The organism is Streptomyces zaomyceticus, from assembly GCF_014656215.1.
GTDB lineage: Bacteria > Actinomycetota > Actinomycetes > Streptomycetales > Streptomycetaceae > Streptomyces > Streptomyces zaomyceticus.
The window spans coordinates 295,497-311,202 of the sequence record NZ_BNBZ01000006.1 but is presented as its reverse complement, the minus strand read 5'-3'; the positions used below and the strand labels follow the sequence as shown (position 1 = coordinate 311,202).

The following is a 15,706-nucleotide window of genomic DNA, read 5'->3' as shown; positions in this document are numbered from 1 at the left end:
GTGCCCCGCTCCTCGAGGAGCGGGGCACGGGGCCGTGGCTATTTCGCCGTCACCGCGTCCGACAGCGCGTGCAGACGCAGTGCCAGCTGGATCTCCAGGGCGCGGGAGGGCGACTGCCAGTCCGGGCCGAGGAGCCGTCCGACCCGTTCCAGGCGCTGGGCCACCGTGTTGACGTGGACGTGGAGTTCGTCCTTCGTCCGGGCCGGGCTCATCCCGCTCGCGAAATAGGCGTCCAGGGTGCGCACCAGGTCGGTTCCCCGGCGCCGGTCGTAGGCGACGACCTGGCCGACGGTCCGGTCGACGAAGCCGTCGATGTCCCTGCTGTCGGCGAGCAGCAGGCCCAAGAAGCCGAGGTCCTCGGCGGCGGCGCCCTGGCCCGAGCGGTGCAGCAGCCGGAGCGCGTCGAGGCAGCGGCGCGCCTCCTCGTACGCGACGGCCACCTGGTCCGGGTGGTCGAGGGGCGCCCGTACGGGGGCGGAGGCGCCCACGGTGACCGGTTCCCGCAGCGTGCCGCCGAGGGTCCTCGCGGTCCCCCGGGCGAGGTCCGCGGCGCTCTCTCCGGGGCCCAGGGGCAGCAGCAGGACCGTTCCGCCGTCGCGGGCGGAGGCGAGTCCGTGGCGGGTGGCCGCCAGGTGGGTGGCCGCCGACCAGAGACGCTGCCGGTCGGCGCTCTCGCGTCCGCCGGCGTCGGCGCCGGTGTCGGCGGCGCCGACGCGGTCGATCCGGGCGGCGAGCACCACGTGCGGGGCTTCGCTGTCGGTACGGAGCCGGGCGGCGCGCTCCCGGAGCAGTCGCCGGTCCCGGTCGGGGGCGTCGAGGAGGTCGTCGAGGAGTTCGCCCCGTACCCGCTGTTCGGCCTCGCCGGCGGAGCGGCGGGCGAGCAGCAGGAGGGAGGTGACGAGTGCGGCGCGTTCCAGGGTGCGCTGGTCGACCGGGTCGAGGTCCGGCTGGCCGTGCAGCACGAGGGCGCCCAGGGTCTCGCCGCCGGCGGAGACGGCGGCGACCCAGTCGTCGCCCTCGCGGACGGCGTGGCCTCCGGCGCGGCGGGCGACACCGGCGCCCTCGTCGGTGAACTCGACTGTTCCGCCGAGGACTTCGGAGACGGCGTGGGCGACGTCGTGGACGCCGCCGCCGTGCAGGACGAGCTCGGAGAGCCGGTCGTGGACCTCCGAGGCCCGCTCGATGACGCCGCTGTGCTCACGGATGATGTCGTTGGCGCGCTCCAGCTCGGCGAGGGCCGAGCGGGTCTCCGCGAGGAGGTTCGCGGTGTCGATGGCGACGGCGGCGTGCGCGGCGAAGGAGCAGAGCAGCGCGACCTGCTCGCGCTCGAAGACCCTGGCCCTGCGGTCGGCGGCGAAGAGGACGCCGATGACCTGGCTGCCGAGGCTGAGCGGGACGCCGAGGATGGCGACGAGGCCCTCGTCCCGTACCGCCGTGTCGATGGTCCGGGTGTGCTGGAAGCGCGCGTCGCCGAAGTAGTCGTCCGTGACGTACGGGCGGGCGGTCTGGGCCACGAGCCCGCCGAGCCCCTCGCCCATGCCCAGGCGCACCTGCTGGAAGCGCGCGGAGACGGAACCCTCGGTGACCCGCATGTACGTGTCGCCCGCGACCGGGTCGTTGAGGCTCAGATAGGCGCACTCGGTGCCGAGGAGCGAGCGGGCGCGCTGGACGATGGCGCGCAGCACCGCGTCGAGGTCGCGGAGTCCCGCGAGGTCGTGGGCGGTGGCGAAGAGCGCGGACAGCTCCGCCTCGCGGCGCCGCCGCCCTTCGAGCTCGGCCCGGACCCGCAGCGCGAGCTGCTTGGCCTCTTCGAGCTCGGCCAGCGCCTCGGGGCCCGCGCCGCTCGCACGGGCGAGCAGCACGGGCCTGTCGTAGGCCTCCGTCGCGGCTCCTCGGGCGAGGAGTTCGAGATAGGAGACGTGTTCGTGGGACATGGACACAGGGATACCTGCCGAACGTGTGGTCGCACCACCCCTGTGGACAACCTTCACAGGGACATCAGGGGTATCCCTCAGTGGGCGGTCCAGCCGCCGTCGAGGGTGAGGGAGGTCCCGGTGATGAACGAGGCCTGCGGGGTGCAGAGATAGAGGACGGCCTCGGCGACCTCGTCCGGTTCGATCAGTCGCTTGAGCGCCGAGTCCTTCAGCAGGACCTCGGAGAGGACACGCTCCGGGGGGATGCCGTGGGCGGCGGACTGGTCGGCGATCTGCCGTTCGACGAGCGGGGTGCGCACATATCCGGGGTTGACGCAGTTGGAGGTGACTCCGTGCGGGGCTCCTTCGAGGGCCGCGGTCTTGGAGAGGCCCTCCAGGCCGTGTTTCGCGGCCACGTACGCGGACTTGAAGGCGGAGGCGCGCAGCCCGTGGACGGAGGAGATGTTGACGATCCGGCCCCAGCCCTGGGCGTACATGTGGGGCAGCGCGCCCCGGATGAGCCGGAAGGGTGCTTCCAGCATCACCGTGAGCACGGTGTGGAAGACGTCCGGGGGGAACTCCTGGAGGGGGCGGACGAGCTGGAGTCCGGCGTTGTTGACGAGGATGTCCGCGCCGTCGGCGGCCGCCTCGGCGGCGTCCAGGTCGGTCAGGTCGAGGAGCCGGGGTTCGAGGCTCCCGGGAAGCTCGGCGGCCTCCTCGACCAGGGTCTCCAGGCCTTCGGCCGCCCGGTCGACCGCTCTGACCCGGGCCCCCGCCGCGGCGAGCCGCAGCGCGCAGGCGCGCCCGATCCCGCCGGCGGCGCCGGTGACGAGCACGGTGCGGCCGGTGAGGTCGAGGACGACGGGGCGGGGCCGGGGTGCGGCGGCGGGGGAATCGGGACCGGACACGGAATCGGGACCCGGTACGGCGTCGAGGGCGGTGATGGGGGCGCTCATGCTCCGCACCCTATGAAGGGCCCTCTCCCCCACCGATGTGCGTCGAGCCCATAGTTCAGCTGGTTGCTGTGGTGCGGAACCATGTGGGTTCGTCGGCCAGCGCCTTCTCGATCCTCAGATGGGAGAAACGCTTCATCTCCGGCAGGGCGTCCAGCTCGAACCAGCCCACCTCGGTGGACTCCTCGTCGTTCACCCGCGCCTCACCGCCGATCGCGCGGCAGCGGAACGACACGTCCATGAACTGGCACTGGTCGCCGTTGGGATAGACCACGGGCTTGCGGAGGGTCTCGACGAGCACGATCCGCTCGACCTCGACGCGTACGGCGGTCTCCTCGTACACCTCGCGCACCGCGCAGTCGGCGGGCTGCTCGCCGGGTTCGACGATGCCTCCGATGACCGCCCACCGGCCGTTGTCGGCGCGCCGGCCGAGCAGCACCCGGCCCCGGTCGTCGAAGACGACGGCGCTCACCCCGGGCAGGAAGAGGAGCTGGTGGCCGGCTGTCTCGCGCAGGGCTTGGATGAAGTCAGGGGTAGGCATGCACCCGACCCTAGATCACGTAGCGACCGGACCCCGGGCCGCCCCGTTTCACTCCGAGCCGGTCCGCCGGGCGCGTACCGAACGGATCGCCGACCAGCCGAGGCCGGCCGCCGCGAGCGCCACGAGCAGGACCTCCGGCAGGGTGCCCATCCGGGTCGCCGGGGTCAGCGAGGAGCGCAGCGGCACCTTCTCGACCAGGACGTCCGGGGTGAACATCTTCGTCTCCGCGACGATCTCGCCGTCGGGGCGGATCACCGCGCTGACCCCGCTGGTGACGGGTACGACCACCGACCGGCTGTGCTCGACGGCACGCACGCGGGACATCGCGAGCTGCTGGTAGGTCATCTCGCTGCGGCCGAAGGTGGCGTTGTTGCTGGGGACGGAGATGAGCTGGGCGCCGTGGGTGACCGTGTCGCGCACGGCCCAGTCGAAGGCCGCCTCGTAGCAGGTGGCGAGGCCGACCTCGGTGCCGGCGAGGTCGAAGACACCGATCTTCGTACCGGCGCCGAAGTCGCGGCTCACCCGGTCGACGTTGCTGTTGAAGACGCGGACGATCGACCGCATCGGGATGTACTCGCCGAAGGGCTGGACGTGCCGCTTGTCGTAGGTGGCGACGGGGCCCCGGCCCGGTTCCCACTGGATGAGGGTGTTGCGGAGCTTGCCGGTCGGGGGTGCGACGACCGCGCCGATCACGGTCGGCACGCCGATCGCCTCGACGGCACCGTCGATGACCTCGGCCGCGTCGGGGTTCGCGTACGGGTCGATGTCGGAGGAGTTCTCGGGCCAGAGCACGAAGTCGGGCTGCGGCGCACGGCCCGCCTTCACGTCCTCGGCGAGTTCGCGGGTGCGCGCGACGTGGTTGTCCAGGACGGCCCGGCGCTGGGCGTTGAAGTCGAGGCCGAGGCGGGGCACGTTGCCCTGGACGGCGGCGACGGTGGCGGTGCCGTCCTCGGCGGAGTCGTCGACCAGCGGCAGCGCCGCCAGGGCGCCGGTGACCGGGACGAGGACGGAGAGGGCCGCGACGGCGAGCGGCCCGCGCGGGACGGTGCCGGTGGCGCGGTAGACCTGGATCTGCCGGTAGGTCTCGTACAGACCGAAGCCGCAGAGGGCGACGGCGAAGCCGAGTACGGGCGTACCGCCGACCGCCGCGAGGGGCAGGAAGACCCCGTCCGCCTGGCCGAAGGCGATCTTGCCCCAGGGGAAGCCGCCGAAGGGCACGCGCGCGCGTGCCGCTTCACCGAGGATCCACACCCCCGCGGCGAAGACCGGCCACCACGGGAGCCGGGAGACGGCCGCGATGCCGAGGCCCGCGGCGGCCACGAACAGTGCTTCCAGGGCGGCGAGGGCCAGCCAGGGTCCCGGACCCACCTCCTCGCCGGTCCAGACGAGGAGCGGCAGCAGGAAGCCGAGCCCGGCGAGATAGCCGAGGCCGAAGCCGGCGCGGAGGCGCCGACCCCGGAGGCTCCAGCCGAGCAGCGCGAAGGCGGGCAGCGCGAGCCACCACAGGGGGCGCGGCGGGAAGCTCAGATAGAGCAGGAACCCGGACAGCAGAGCCGCCCCGGGCCGCACGAACCGCCGCAGCCGGGAACCCGGCGTGGGTGCGGTGTCGGGACCGGGCGCGTCGACGGGGGTGATGGTGGCGCTCACCTTGCGGAGTCTACGGGTCGTACCTGTCGACCGGGCGGGGCGGTGGGGCCGGGCGCGGGGCCCGGACGACCTGCCCGGACTCCCGGCTCCGGCACGTGGCTTCGTGTACGTGCGACGGCGGGGTCCGGCTCGCGTACGTCCGGCTCGGGCACGTCCGGCTCCGGTGGGCCCGGCTTGGGCACGTCCGGCTCCGGTTGGCCCGGCTCGGGTACGTCCGGCTCCGGGCTCCGTCACACGCCGGTCGGCGTGGGCGGGGCCGGCGGAGCCATGTGGCGGAGGTGGCCGCGGATGAAGAGGACCGCGGACTCGGCGTCGTCGACGGTGACGGTGAACGTCCGTCCGTCGCCGAGGCGCAGGATCAGACCCTCGCCCCGCCGGACCACCACCGCCGTGCCCTGCTCGGGGCGCCAGCGGTATCCCCAGCCGCCCCATTGGCGCGGGGTGACGCTCGGCTCGAAGTCGGCGCCGACGACGAGGGACAGGGGGATACGGCGGCGCGGCACGCCGATGTGGCCGCAGCGGACCTCCATGGCGTCGTCGTCGACCTTCACGGCCACATGGACGAAGGCGAGCGTGCCGAACAGGACGAGCAGTCCGGCGGCGACACAGCCGATCACGGCCATCAGGAGGGGTGCGATCCCCGAGGTCCAGGCCGACTCGACGGCCAGGGCGACGCCGAGGGCCATACAGGCGGCACCGGCGGCCGCCGCGACCCACTGGAAGCGGTTCGTGGCGCGCCCGGTCCAGACGGCGGGCGTCCGCTCCTCGGGCTGCTTATTCCGGGCATGCTCCCTCATATCGGGAAGAGTACCCACGTTCCGCCGGGACAGCCCGCCGGAGCGGGGCCGTCCGCGCACACTCCGTGTTCGAGGGCCGGACGCTCACGCATACCGATCACGCGCAGGCCTCACGCATGCCGTTCACGCGGCGCCGGAGGCCTCCCGGCCCGGCTCAGTGAGCGGGCGCGGCCGCGCCGAGGAGCCGGCCTTCGGCGTAGCCGAGGGCGGTGGCGGGGATCGGGCCGGGGCGCCCGCTGAGCAGCACGGAGAGGGTGCCGGTGGGGTCCGCGTCGGGGGCGGGCTCGGCGCCGACGCGGCGGAGCGCCTGGGCGGCGACGGCGTCGGCGGATCCGAAGAAGACGAGCGGGGGCAGGCCGGCCCGGCCGCGCGCCTCGAGGGCGGCGAGGATGCGCTCCTCGACGAGCTCGTAGTGGGTGCAGCCGAGGACGACGGTGCGGACGTCACCGGGGGTGAACGCGGCGGCCGCGGCGACGGCCCGGTCCACCGCCTCCGGATCGGCGTGCTCCACGGCGTCGGCGAGTCCCGGGCAGGGCACCTCGGTGACCTCGGCGCCGTCGGCGAAGTCGCGGATGAGCCCGCGCTGGTAGGCGCTGCCGGTGGTGGCCGGGGTGGCCCAGATGGCGACCTTGCCGCCCGCCGCGGCGGCGGGCTTGATCGCGGGCACGGTGCCGATGACGGGGATGTCCGGTTCGAGGGCGGCGCGGATGGCGGGCAGGGCGTGCACGGTGGCGGTGTTGCAGGCCACGATCAGCGCCGCGGGACGGTGCTCGGCGGCGGCGAGCGCGACGGCCAGGGCGCGCGCCGTGAGGTCCTCGGGGGTACGCGGCCCCCAGGGCATGCCGTCGGGGTCGTTGGAGAGGAGCAGATCGGCGTCCGGCCGGAGGCGCCGCACCGCGGCCGCTGCCGGGAGGAGGCCGATTCCGGAGTCCATGAGCGCGATCTTCACCCGGTCACCCTAGCCGATGAGCCTTGCGCCCCCCGCGATCTGGGGCAGACTGCCGCGAATGGACACCCTCGCCTGGTTCGCGCTCGGTTCCTTGGCCGTCTGGGTCTGGCTGCTGCTGGGCCAGGGGTTCTTCTGGCGTACGGACCAACGGCTGCCGGCGGCGGCCGGGGACGCCGGCGGCCGCCGGTCCGTGCGGGGGGAACGCCGCGGGACGGGCCGGAACCGACCGGCGCGCACGGAGCCGGACCGGTGGCCGCGGGTGGCCGTCGTGGTGCCCGCGCGGGACGAGGCCGGGGTGCTGCCGTCGAGTCTGCCGTCGCTGCTGGCGCAGGACTATCCGGGCGTCGCCGAGGTGATCCTCGTCGACGACGGCAGTACGGACGGCACGGGGCGGCTCGCCGCGAAGCTGGCCGCCGAGCACGGGGGGCTGCCGCTGACCGTGGTGTCGCCGGGCGAGCCGGAGCCCGGCTGGACGGGGAAGCTGTGGGCCCTGCGGAACGGCATGGCGCTGGCACGCGCGCGTGGACCGGAGTTCCTGCTCCTGACCGACGCGGACATCGCCCATGAGCCTGACAGTCTCCGCCTCCTGGTGTCGGCGGCGGTGGAGAACGAACTGGACCTGGTCTCGCAGATGGCCCGGCTCCGGGTGGTGACCCCCTGGGAGCGCCTGGTGGTGCCGGCGTTCGTCTACTTCTTCGCCCAGCTCTATCCCTTCCGCTGGATCAACCGGACGCGGCCGCTGGCGACGGCCGCCGCGGGTGGTTGTGTGCTGCTGCGGACGGAGACGGCGGTGGCGGCGGACGTTCCGGAGGCGATCCGGCAGGCGGTGATCGACGACGTGTCGCTGGCCCGGGCGGTGCGGCGGGCCGGCGGGCGGATCTGGCTGGGGCTGGCGGAGCGGGTCGACAGCGTGCGTCCGTATCCGGGTCTCGGCGAGCTCTGGCGCATGGTCGCGCGCAGTGCGTACGCGCAGCTGCGGCACAACCCGGCGCTTCTCGTGGGGACGGCGGCGGGGCTCGTCCTCGTCTACCTGGTGCCGCCGGTGGCCCTGGTGGCGGGTGTGGTGGGAGGGGACGGGGTGGCGGCCTGGGCGGGTGGTGCGGCCTGGGCGGTGATGGCGGGGACGTACATGCCGATGCTCCGCTACTACCGGCAGCCGCTGTGGCTCGCTCCGCTGCTGCCCTTCACCGCGTTCCTCTATCTCCTGATGACGGTGGACTCGGCGGTGCGGCACTACCGGGGCGTCGGTGCGGCGTGGAAGGGCAGGACGTACGCGCGTCCCGAGACGGCACCGGACAGGTGACCGGGCAGTCGGTGCGACGCGGCACCGGACCGGTGGCCCGGCCGTGGTGTCGGGCGAGCGGCCCTCGTCTTAACGGAAATAGTTTTCCCGACACGGGGAGTAGCGCCGTCAATTCGGCGCGTACACAACACCCCGGACATCCGCGGATTGACGCTTAATCATGCCCATGATCACTTCCCCCACCCCTTCTCGGCACTTTTTCTTTATGCGTTCTTCATGCCCGGGTCCCCGGGCCCGCCCGACGGCGTCCGACCCGCCGGTAACCCCTTCCGATCTCGGCTTTTACACGATCTTGAGACTCATCGGCGCCCGTTTTTGTCACGTTCGCTCGGATTGGGGATCCACTTCTTCACGAAGCCCGTCAAACAACCCTCTAATCAGGCTCCCCAACCAGCACATCGTGGGCTTAACTTATGTGCCATGACCTCCCCCCGCTCCACCTATGGAGGCGGTTACCACACCGCGCCGTCCTTCCCGGACACCCCGATCTACGACTCCCTGGTCGCCGAGCGGGGCACGCCTCAGATCGCCCCGATCCGAGTGCCCGCCGCCTACGACACCGGCAGCAGCTTCCCCGCAAGCGGCTCCTACCTGCCGGCGCTCCCCGCGGCACTGCCCGCCCTCCCGGCGGCGCCCAGCCCGCAGCCCTCCTACGGCAACGGCTACGGATACCCGCAGCCCACGCCGCAGATGGCACCCGTGCCCCTGCAGCACGCCCCCGCCCCGTACATCCCGCAGCAGCAGGTGGCCCCGCGCGGCTACCAGGGCGGCCAGTACCCCCAGCAGGCTCGTCCCGCCCCCGCGGGATACGAGGCGATGCGTCCGGCGGCCCCCCGGCCCGCCCCCGCGCCCATGCAGTACGAGGACCCGTACAACCGTCCCTACCAGGGCGGGGGTTACTGACCGGCTTTCGCGCTCCGGACGACGTCGGGTCCGGAGCGGCTGGCAGGATGACCGTATGCCGACTCCTGTGCTCCGTTCCGTCCACGTCCACCCGGTGAAGGCCATGCGGGCGCTGGCCCGTACGGAGGCCGAGGTGCAGCCCTGGGGGCTGGCCGGGGACCGCCGCTGGGCGGTCGTCGACGCCGCGGGCAAAGTCGTGACCCAACGCCGTCACCCCCGGATGGCGTTGGCCACGGCGGAGCCGCTGCCGGGCGGCGGGATCACCCTGTCCGCGCCCGGACAGCCGCCGCTGACCGTCGAGGTACCGCACCCCTCGGCCACGGTCACGGTGGACATCTTCGACAAGCCGGTGGAGGCGGTCCCGGCCGGCCCCGCCGCGGCCGGCTGGCTCTCCGGATATCTGGAGGGCGAGTTCGGGCTCGTCCACATGGACGCGCCCGAACACCGGCGTCCGGTCGACCCCGACTACGCGCTGCCGGGCGAGACCGTGAGCTTCGCGGACGGCTATCCGCTGCTCGTCACCACGGCGTCCTCGCTCGACGCCCTCAATTCCCTGATCGCCCAGGGAGACCACGCCCACGAGGGTCCCCTGCCGATGAACCGGTTCCGGCCGAATCTGGTGATCGAGGGAGCCGCGCCCTGGGCGGAGGACGGCTGGACGCGGCTCGCCGTCGGAGAGGTCACCTTCCGGGTCGCCCGGCCCTGCGGTCGCTGTGTCGTCACCACGACCGACCAGGTCACCGCCGAGCGCGGCAAGGAACCGCTGCGCACGCTCGCCCGGCACCGCAAGAGCGACGGCCGGGTCATCTTCGGCCAGAACCTCGTTCCCGAGCACATCGGCACGATCCGGGTCGGCGACGAGGTGAAGATCCTGGACTGAGTGCCCTCAGCCCCCCCCTCAGCCCCCAGCCCCCGGCCCGCGGGGGACCCCCGTCACACTTCACCGGCCCGGCGGGCGGGGAACCCCGCCCCGGGGCACACTCGTTGGAGGATCGGTGGACAACGAGGGGGTTCCGGCGTGCGCGCAGCCATCGGACTCTGGCGCTGGCGGCACAATCCCCTGCGCCGGACCACTGATCTCGTGGAGGCATGGGTCGCCTTCGCGGCCCTCGCCCTGCTCTGTCTCGTGGCGCCGCTGACCGGCTGGGCCGCCGGTGCCTCCGCCCACGGCTCGCTCCAGCGCGCGGTCCGTACCCAGCAGGAACAGCGGGTGCCGACGACGGCCCGGGTCGTGCGGCCCGCCGACCGTCCCGCGGGCGGCCCGTCGAGCGCCGAGGCGGCCGGCGAGGAACGTCTTCGCCGCTCCGTGGTGGCCCGGTGGACCGCGCCCGACGGCTCGGCCCGTACCGGGACGGTGACCACGGCCCGGCGGCAGTCCGCCCCCGGCTCCACCTTCCCGCTCTGGACCGACCGGCACGGACGCCCGGTGGCGCCGCCCATGAACGCCGACACGGCGCTGGCGCACGCGATCGTCGCCGGCCTGACCGCCGCGCTGCTCGCCGGCCTCTTGGTGGAGACCGTCCGCCGCCTCGCCGTGCGTCGGCTCGTGCTGACGCGGTACGCGCGCCTCGACCGCGCCTGGGCCGCGGCGGGACCCGACTGGGGCCGCACCGGAACCGGCAGCTGAACCGGCGAGCCGGAAGGATCCGGAACCCGACCGAGCCCGACCGACATCGACCACCCGTGACCGCCCCCGACCGTGCGTGATGTGCTCCCGGAGCCCTCTCCACCGTCGTACCGGCACGGGTCCACGACCCGTCAACCCCGTGCCGCCGCGCGCGCTACGGTGGGGCATCGGATCAGCGACGAGGCATGAGGCGGGGGCAGGACACACCCATGGCACAGGGCACGGTCCAGGTGACGCACACCGGCACATCGCGGTGGCGGCGCCGCACGGGTGAGTACCCCTCGCTTGCGGCCGCCCTCGAGGCCGCCGGGGACGGGGACGTGCTCACCGTCGCTCCCGGCACCTACCGGGAGAATCTCGTCGTGCGGCGGGCGATCACCCTGCGGGGCCCCGAGGGAGCCATCGGCTCGGTGCGGATCGCACCGCCGGACGGGGTGCCGCTGACGCTGCGCGCCTCCGTCACCGTGCAGGACATCCACATCGAGGGGCAGGACGTCGCCGCGCCGGCGCTGCTCGTCGAGGACTGCACCCCCGAACTGCTCGACCTGCGGATCATGACCCGCTCCGCCGCCGGGATAGAGGTGCGGGGCGCGGCCCGGCCGACGGTCCGCCGCTGCACCGTCGACAATCCCGCCGGGGTCGGCATCGCCGTACTCGACGGCGCGGGCGGAGTGTTCGAGGAGTGCGAGGTGGTCTCCGCCGGACAGGCGGGCGTCTCCGTGCGGGGCGGGGCCCATCCGCGTCTGGAGCGCTGCCGGGTGCACCACACCTCCGGCGCCGGGATCGCCGTGACCGGCGAGGGCAGCGCACTGGAGGGCGTCGGCTGCGAGGTGTACGAGATCAAGGGCGCCGGCCTCCAGATCGCGGCCCGCGCCACCGCCCACCTCACGGACTCCTCCGTGCACCGCACGTCGGGGGACGGCATCACGCTCGACACCGACGCGGTGCTCACGCTCTCGGACTGCGACATCCACGACGTCCCGGAGAACGCCGTCGACCTGCGCTCGCGCTCGGTGCTCACACTGACCCGGTCGACCGTCCGCCGTTTCGGCCGCAACGGTCTCTCGGTGTGGGACCCGGGGACCCGGGTGGACGCCAACCAGTGCGAGATCCACGACAGTACGGGCGACTACCCGGCGGTGTGGGTGAGCGACGGGGCGACCGCCGTCCTCGACGCCTGCCGGGTGCACGACGTACCGGACGCGCTGTTCGTCCTCGACCGCGGGTCGCGGGTGGACGTCGTCGACAGCGATCTGTCGCAGGTGCGGAACACCGCGGTGTCGGTCAGCGACGGGGCGACCGCCCAGCTCGACGACTGCCGGATCCGGGAGGCCTCCACGGGCGCCTGGTTCCGGGACCACGGCAGCGGCGGCACCCTCGGCGGCTGCACGATCGACTCCGTGCAGACCGGGGTCATCGTCACCAAGGGCGCCGACCCCACGATCGACCGGTGCACGGTCACCTCGCCCGCCGAGGCCGGTTTCTACGTGTCGGCGGAGGGCCGGGGCTCCTTCACCGGCTGCCGGGTCACGGGCAGCGGCGGATACGGCTTCCATGTCACCGACGGCTGCCGGACCACGCTGCGCAAATGCCGTACGGAGCGGTGCGCGCGCGGCGGTTACGAGTTCCCGGAGGAGGGCGCGAGCGCCGAGGACTGCACCAGTGACGAGAGCGCGGTCCGCTCCTCCGTGCCCGACGGCGGTACGGTCCTGACGGCCACCCAGTCGGCGGGGCTGCTCGGTACGGTGCCCGGCCCCCGTACCCCCGCGGCGGCGGTCCCGGCCGCGCCGGAGCCCGCCCCCACCGCCCGTACCTCGCAGGACGTGCTCGGGGAGCTGGACGCGCTGGTGGGTCTGGAGAGCGTCAAGCTGGAGGTGCGGACCCTCACCAACATGATCGAGGTGGGGCGCAGACGTCAGGAGGCGGGGCTGAAGGCCGCGTCGGTCCGGCGTCATCTGGTCTTCACCGGCAACCCGGGTACCGGAAAGACGACGGTGGCCCGGCTGTACGGCGAGATCCTGGCCTCGCTCGGGGTCCTGGAGCGCGGGCATCTCGTGGAGGTCTCCCGGGTGGACCTGGTCGGCGAGCACATCGGCTCGACGGCGATCCGCACCCAGGAGGCCTTCGACCGGGCGCGCGGCGGGGTGCTGTTCGTCGACGAGGCGTACGCGCTGTCGCCGGAGGACTCGGGGCGGGACTTCGGCCGTGAGGCGATCGACACGCTGGTGAAGCTGATGGAGGACCACCGGGATGCGGTGGTGGTGATCGTCGCCGGCTACACGGCGGAGATGGAGCGCTTCCTCACCGTCAACCCCGGTGTGGCGTCCCGTTTCTCACGGACCATCACCTTCGGCGACTACGACCCGGACGAGCTGCTCCGGATCGTGGGACAGCAGGCGGACGAGCACGAGTACCGGCTCGCCCCGGGGACGGACGAGGCGCTGCTCGTGTACTTCGCGAAGCTGCCCAAGGGCCCGGCCTTCGGCAACGGGCGTACGGCACGGCAGACGTTCGAGTCGATGGTGGAACGGCACGCGGGCCGGGTCGCCGCGTTCACCGAGATGAGCACGGACGACCTGACGCTTCTCTATCCGGACGATCTTCCCGAACTCCCCTGACCTTCGCGGTCGTTCGGCTCCCCTTGACCGGTACCGCCGTCCGGCTCCCGCTGATGGGGCAGGGCGGGTGGCAGCCGGTCCAGGAGGGCGCCTCGTCGGCGGGCGAACGCCGGGTCGGCCTGGTAGTCGGAGTGGCCGAGGATCGGCTCGGGCAGCGGGTGCTCACGGGTCCGGCCGTAGGCGACGGGGTCGAGCAGGACCGCTCCGTCGACGCCCGGCCTGCCGTCCTCGGCGGGGACCCTGACGGGTCCCCCGATGGGGTCGGTGGCGCGGTACAGATTGCTCCAGCAGTGGACCGTGCGGTTCAGGGCGCGCAGCGCCTCGGGGCCGAAGTAGGCGGGGAACCAGCGCCCGTAGAGCCGCTCCAGGGGTGAGCCGTAGGTGAGGAGCGCGACCCGGCCCCGGGTGGTCGGCGGCAGCTGCCAGACGGCGGCGGCGGCGAGGACGCTGCCCTGGGAGTGGCCGGAGATGACGAGCCGGCCCCCGGTGCTCCGGGTCCAGGAGCTCATCCGCCAGGTCAGGTCGGGGACCGCCCGTTCGGCGTAACAGGGCGGTGCGAAGGGGTGGGCGGCGCGGGGCCAGAAGGTGCCGACGTCCCAGAGGATGCCGATGGTGCGGCGCGCGGAGGCGTCCCGGTAGGCCCGTCGGCCCCAGGTGACGAAGAGGAGAAAGCCGAAGCCGATCATCCAGGAGCCGATGGCCTGGGTGGCCGAGGCCAGCGACGCGATCGCCGGGTGGGCGCCGTCGAAGGCCCGCCCCGGGACGTTTCCGCTCGCCCAGGCCCCGGCGACGGAGCCCGCGCCGAGGAGCAGGGTGGCTCCGGAGACGACGCCGACGAGGACCGGCGCGGAATCGGTGAGCGAGGCCCGCGCCCGGCCCGCCGCGATCTGACCGGTACGGACGGGGTCGCGTTCGTCGGCGGCGTCGTAGTCGCCCTCGACCGCGGCGCGCAGCCGACGGGCGGTGAGGACGGTCCGTACGGCGAGGAGGGCGGCGGGCACGAGCAGCAGCAGGAGCAGGACGGGGATGACGGAGGCCTGCCAGCTGAGCAGCACGGGCGGCCCGATCCGGGGACCGGCGTCGCCCATGCCGGGGGTGGCCGGTCCGTCGAGCCAGTCGGCGACGCGCTGCGCGACTCCGCCGGACATCACCCCGGCGAGGGCGCAGGCGAGCATGGCGACGGCGGGCCCGCCGAGTCCGCGCAGGGCGGTGCGCGGGTCCCGGTGGGGCCGCTGGAGGAGCAGGGCGACCACGCCGAGGGCGACGACGAGGCCGCCCTGAGCGATCGTGAGGGCGCCGAAGGCGACATCGCCGGGGAGGGATCCGCCCGAGGTCCAGCCGGGGCGGGACCAGCCGGTGTGCAGGGCGGTGAGGACGAGCACGGCGAAGGAGACGCCGGGCAGCCAGGAGACGAGGGTGCGTTCGAGGCGCAGATCGAGTCGGCGTTCGCTGCGGCCGCGTCGGCAGACGACCCAGACGACGAGCAGGGCGAGGGTGGCGACGGCGCCCTGGAGGATCGAGCCGAGGAGGGCGCGGGGCCCCGGAGTGGTGACGTCGTGGCGCCCGGCGGCGGTGGCGAGGGCGGCGGCGACGGTGAGGAAGCCGGCGGCGGTGTGGGCGGCCCGGAGGCGGGCGACGAGCCGGCGCCCGTACCAGAAGCCGGGCCGGCCGAGGGCGGGACGCGGTTCGGCCGGCACGGGGGTGGCCTCCCCGGCGTCGGCCGCTTCCGTGTCGACGTGCGGCTCCGCGACCGGGTCGTCGTAGCCGGTGGGCGGACGCTGGGCCTCGTAGGCGCTCCAGGTCCGGTTGGACAGGTACCAGAGGAGGCCGACGAGGAGGGACGGCACCAGGGCCGCGAGGACGAGGCGGCGGCCGGGGGCGGACCACCAGCCGCCGCGCCCCTCGGAGAGGAATCCGAGCCAGGAGTACGCGTCGGTGCAGGCGGTGCTCGCGGCGCACTGCCAGGCCGTCAGGTCGAGCGCTACCTCGCAGGCGGCGGCGGTGAGCAGCACGGTGAGGGTGAGCGCGACGAGCCGGACGAGGACTCCGTAGAGCCGGACGAGCCCGGGACGGCCCTGGGCGGGCGGGCGCATCCAGTGCGCCAGATTGGCGACCATGAACGGCAGGAGCAGCAGCCAGAGGGCGCGGGCGCCGTCGCCCGAGGTGAGGTTGGACCAGCAGTACGCCTCCGGGACCGGGCGGGCCGCGTACCGCTCGGGGTGGTCCTCGGCGTCGAGGTCCTCGGCCCGCCGGTGCATGGCGGCGGTGCGGTCGCCGGTGATCCGTACGGTCCTGGGGTCGTCGAGCATGTCCTGGGGGGTGGCTCCGCCGACTCCGTGGACGAGGAGTTCGAGCGCCGCGCCCCCGCTCTCCGGGGCGGGTGTGGCAGGGGACACTGAGGGGACTTCCTCTCAGGGTGGGAGGATGCGACGTCGGCACCAGGATCCCGGACGGT

At 73.9% G+C, this 15,706-nt stretch carries 12 protein-coding genes; 5 read left to right on the top strand and 7 right to left on the bottom strand.

Going from position 1 to position 15,706, the window contains the following annotated elements:
• Window positions 1-38: 38 nt before the first annotated feature.
• From IE311_RS11700 to IE311_RS11675, 6 genes are all read right to left on the bottom strand, one after another.
• Complete coding sequence (locus IE311_RS11700) at window positions 39-1,934, bottom strand: helix-turn-helix domain-containing protein (RefSeq protein WP_189831553.1); 1,896 nt, start codon at window positions 1,932-1,934, stop codon at window positions 39-41.
• A 77-nt stretch (window positions 1,935-2,011) separates the two neighbouring features.
• Window positions 2,012-2,869 (bottom strand): 3-hydroxybutyrate dehydrogenase, encoded by an 858-nt coding sequence (locus IE311_RS11695; RefSeq protein WP_229901855.1) that lies wholly within the window; start codon window positions 2,867-2,869, stop codon window positions 2,012-2,014.
• Between the two features lie 55 nt (window positions 2,870-2,924).
• Window positions 2,925-3,407: an NUDIX hydrolase gene (locus IE311_RS11690; protein ID WP_189831552.1), complete on the bottom strand. Its 483-nt coding sequence runs from the start codon at window positions 3,405-3,407 to the stop codon at window positions 2,925-2,927.
• Between the two features lie 48 nt (window positions 3,408-3,455).
• Entirely contained in the window at window positions 3,456-5,054 is a 1,599-nt protein-coding gene (gene lnt / locus IE311_RS11685) for an apolipoprotein N-acyltransferase (RefSeq protein WP_189831551.1), read from the bottom strand.
• A gap of 230 nt (window positions 5,055-5,284) precedes the next feature.
• Window positions 5,285-5,851 carry a hypothetical protein gene (locus IE311_RS11680; protein WP_189831550.1) on the bottom strand — a complete coding sequence of 189 codons (567 nt, stop codon included), beginning with the start codon at window positions 5,849-5,851 and terminating at the stop codon, window positions 5,285-5,287.
• Window positions 5,852-6,005: 154 nt separating this feature from the next.
• A complete protein-coding gene (locus IE311_RS11675) occupies window positions 6,006-6,800 on the bottom strand; it encodes a glutamate racemase (protein WP_189831549.1) in 795 nt (264 codons plus the stop codon).
• A gap of 58 nt (window positions 6,801-6,858) precedes the next feature.
• Here IE311_RS11675 and IE311_RS11670 point away from each other — a divergent pair, with 58 nt between their 5' ends.
• The 5 genes from IE311_RS11670 (at window position 6,859) to IE311_RS11650 (ending at window position 13,251) form a co-directional block, all read left to right on the top strand.
• Complete coding sequence (locus tag IE311_RS11670; RefSeq protein WP_189831548.1) at window positions 6,859-8,103, top strand: glycosyltransferase; 1,245 nt, start codon at window positions 6,859-6,861, stop codon at window positions 8,101-8,103.
• A gap of 420 nt (window positions 8,104-8,523) precedes the next feature.
• A complete protein-coding gene (locus IE311_RS11665) occupies window positions 8,524-9,006 on the top strand; it encodes a DUF6643 family protein (protein ID WP_189831547.1) in 483 nt (160 codons plus the stop codon).
• 55 nt (window positions 9,007-9,061) lie between these two features.
• Window positions 9,062-9,886 (top strand): MOSC domain-containing protein, encoded by an 825-nt coding sequence (locus tag IE311_RS11660; RefSeq protein WP_189831546.1) that lies wholly within the window; start codon window positions 9,062-9,064, stop codon window positions 9,884-9,886.
• A gap of 138 nt (window positions 9,887-10,024) precedes the next feature.
• Window positions 10,025-10,633, top strand: a complete 609-nt coding sequence (locus tag IE311_RS11655) for an Rv1733c family protein (protein ID WP_189831545.1) — start codon at window positions 10,025-10,027, stop codon at window positions 10,631-10,633.
• Window positions 10,634-10,842: 209 nt separating this feature from the next.
• Window positions 10,843-13,251 carry a right-handed parallel beta-helix repeat-containing protein gene (locus IE311_RS11650; protein ID WP_189831544.1) on the top strand — a complete coding sequence of 803 codons (2,409 nt, stop codon included), beginning with the start codon at window positions 10,843-10,845 and terminating at the stop codon, window positions 13,249-13,251.
• On the opposite strand, the gene IE311_RS11645 is transcribed toward IE311_RS11650, so the two are convergent.
• Window positions 13,221-15,647 carry a hypothetical protein gene (locus IE311_RS11645; protein ID WP_189831543.1) on the bottom strand — a complete coding sequence of 809 codons (2,427 nt, stop codon included), beginning with the start codon at window positions 15,645-15,647 and terminating at the stop codon, window positions 13,221-13,223. The genes IE311_RS11650 and IE311_RS11645 overlap by 31 nt on opposite strands.
• Window positions 15,648-15,706 lie beyond the last annotated feature (59 nt).

What these genes read in the sequence shown, in the direction of transcription:
- IE311_RS11660 (WP_189831546.1), top strand. Translation starts at nt 9,062, where the DNA reads ATGCCGACTCCTGTGCTCCGTTCCGTCCACGTCCACCCGGTGAAGGCC.
- IE311_RS11665 (WP_189831547.1), top strand. Translation starts at nt 8,524, where the DNA reads ATGACCTCCCCCCGCTCCACCTATGGAGGCGGTTACCACACCGCGCCG.
- IE311_RS11700 (WP_189831553.1), bottom strand. Translation starts at nt 1,934, where the DNA reads ATGTCCCACGAACACGTCTCCTATCTCGAACTCCTCGCCCGAGGAGCC.
- IE311_RS11670 (WP_189831548.1), top strand. Translation starts at nt 6,859, where the DNA reads ATGGACACCCTCGCCTGGTTCGCGCTCGGTTCCTTGGCCGTCTGGGTC.
- IE311_RS11695 (WP_229901855.1), bottom strand. Translation starts at nt 2,869, where the DNA reads ATGAGCGCCCCCATCACCGCCCTCGACGCCGTACCGGGTCCCGATTCC.
- IE311_RS11680 (WP_189831550.1), bottom strand. Translation starts at nt 5,851, where the DNA reads ATGAGGGAGCATGCCCGGAATAAGCAGCCCGAGGAGCGGACGCCCGCC.
- IE311_RS11690 (WP_189831552.1), bottom strand. Translation starts at nt 3,407, where the DNA reads ATGCCTACCCCTGACTTCATCCAAGCCCTGCGCGAGACAGCCGGCCAC.
- IE311_RS11650 (WP_189831544.1), top strand. Translation starts at nt 10,843, where the DNA reads ATGGCACAGGGCACGGTCCAGGTGACGCACACCGGCACATCGCGGTGG.